Here is a 2,233-nt window from a genome sequence, read left to right on the forward strand (position 1 = left end):
GGCGCGAAAGGCGACGCGCGCTTTATCCACGCCCGCGTTCGTCGCGCTCGCGGCCAGCCAGCCTGAATGCTGCGCGAAGGTCGAGCCGATGTCATCCGGCACACCGCCCGTGGCGTTGCACAGCGCTTGCAGGCGATCTTCCACCGCCGACAGCACCGGGGTGAGGGCGGCCAGACGGTCCTGCAGTGCGTCGATGGCGCCCCCGCTCCAGCGCAGATGGGTGTCAAAGGGCACATGCGTGGACAGCAGTCGCAGTTGTGTGATGTCCAGGGCCAACCGCTGGCGGTCCGCCGACATTCGAGCGTGATTTGCGTCGCTCGGCGGCTCGCGCAGCAGATCGGCGAGCCATTGCCGCGCATCGCCAAGTGCGCGATCCATCACGCCAAGCAGGGACGGGGCCAGGCCGGCAGGAAGCGCGATGCTGTGGACCACGCTGGCGCACAGGATGCCCAGCCCGATTTCAGTGACCCGTGCGACGGCCGTGTCGAACATCGCCGCGGGAGCTTCTACCAGAGGGAAGCCGATCAAAGGGGCTGAGTAGCCAGCCAGCATGAAGACGTAGGAACGCGCGCTTCGGTCCAGCAGCGAAACATAAAGGCACAGTCCCACCCACAGCGCCAAGGCCAGCGACAGGAGTTCCGGGGACCCGGACAGCGAGGGGACGAGCACCACGGTCGCAGCGCACCCCAGCAAGGTGCCCAGGAATCGGTAGAGCGCCTTGGAGCGCACATGGCTGGCCAGAGGGTGGGCCACGATGTAGGCGGTCATCATGGCCCAGAAGGGCCGGGGTAGCCCGAAGCGGCTCGACAGGTAAAGCGCAAGCATGGCGGCGACGAAGCTCTTGAGAGAAAAGAGCAACTCCTGCCGAGAGAAACGCGGCAGCGCGATCATGCTGCGCCCCGAGAAGGCGCACGCACACGCTTGCACGCGAAACGGCAGTGCGGGCGAAAGCGAGAGCGCAAACCGCCGACCGTGATGCTGGCTAGATCGCGAAACCATGGGTGAGCGGAGCCGGCCAACTGCGCCACTTCCTGCGCCGAAACCATCTCGTTCTTATTGCGAATCATTTTCATGCGACGATGCTAGTGATCAGCACATGCGCCGAGAATTGCAAAGTTGGACGAATGACTTCTCTTTTCGGTCATCGCGCAGAAGGCGTGCCCCGGCAACGATGCGGAGCCTGCGTCAGCGCGGATGTCGCGACTCGGTGTGAGGCCTGAAGTGGGCCTTGCCCGCCAGCACGTCCGAGCGACAGGCGCTGCAGCGCGGCGGCGATGCCTTCGGTGCAGCAGCAGGAAGAGCGGTCCCTCTGCGTGCCTTGGCCGATCGAAACTGCTTCGAACAGAGCACCCATTCCAATGCACGAACAAGCCCGGTGGCGGGAGCAACACCCACTTTCTCAACATGCGAAGCGCAGAATTCGGTGAGCCAGGTCTGGACTACGAACCGTCAGTACCCGTGATGGCACTGCGCGTCGATGTGGCGGCGCGTGAGCGAGAGATTCCTGTGCACGAGCACCGGTCCGGCCAGCTCGTGATCGCACTGCGCGGTGCGGTCTCCTGCGAGGTGCCCGGCGCGCTGTGGATGGTCCCACCCCAGGCGGGCGTGTGGATCCCCGGCGGTACGCCGCACAGCAACCGAGGAACGGCGAACGCGCAGATCTTCTACCTCTTCGTGGAACCWGGCGCTGCCCCCTTGCCGGATCGTTGCTGCACCTTGCGCATCAGCCCGATGCTCAGCGAGATGATTCAGTACCTCTCAGAATTGCCGCCCGTCTATGAAGCAAATGGGCCGACCGATCGACTGGCGCAGGTGCTGCTCGACCAGCTGTGCACGATGCCCAGGGAGGAAATGTTCCTGCCGATGCCCGAGGACGCAAGGCTCAGAAAGATCTCGACGGCGATGATGCGCGATCCCTCCGATCGCAGGACCCAGACGAACTGGGCAAGCGAACTGGGCATGAGCGATCGAACGTTGAATCGACTGTGCACCTCGCTGACGGGCCTGAGCTTTGGCCGCTGGCGGCGCCAGCTGCAGATGATCGTGGCACTTCGCGAGCTGTCCGGTGGCGCGACCGTCCAGCAAGTCGCCTACGACCTGGGCTATGAATCGCCCTCTGCCTTCAACACGATGTTCAAGAAGGCTTTTGGAAAGCCGCCCGCCACCTACATCAACGACCGCTTTCGAGTCGATGGATGACACGTGATTTCAGGTCAGCCGCACACCAGCGGCC

The 2,233-nt window shown here is 64.2% G+C and carries 2 protein-coding genes; one reads left to right on the plus strand and one right to left on the minus strand.

What is annotated here, in order from left to right; all coding sequences use genetic code 11:
- Positions 1 to 891: FUSC family protein (locus AC1DOC_RS30300; RefSeq protein ID WP_478131189.1), on the minus strand; the 891-nt coding region annotated here is incomplete at its 3' end.
- A 513-nt stretch (positions 892 to 1,404) separates the two neighbouring features.
- Between AC1DOC_RS30300 and AC1DOC_RS30305 the strand changes: the two genes are divergently transcribed.
- Positions 1,405 to 2,199, plus strand: a complete 795-nt coding sequence (locus tag AC1DOC_RS30305; protein WP_478084387.1) for an AraC family transcriptional regulator — start codon at positions 1,405 to 1,407, stop codon at positions 2,197 to 2,199.
- The last annotated feature ends 34 nt before the right edge of the window (positions 2,200 to 2,233 follow it).

It is taken from the genome of Variovorax sp. 01T439_2, assembly GCF_056398445.1.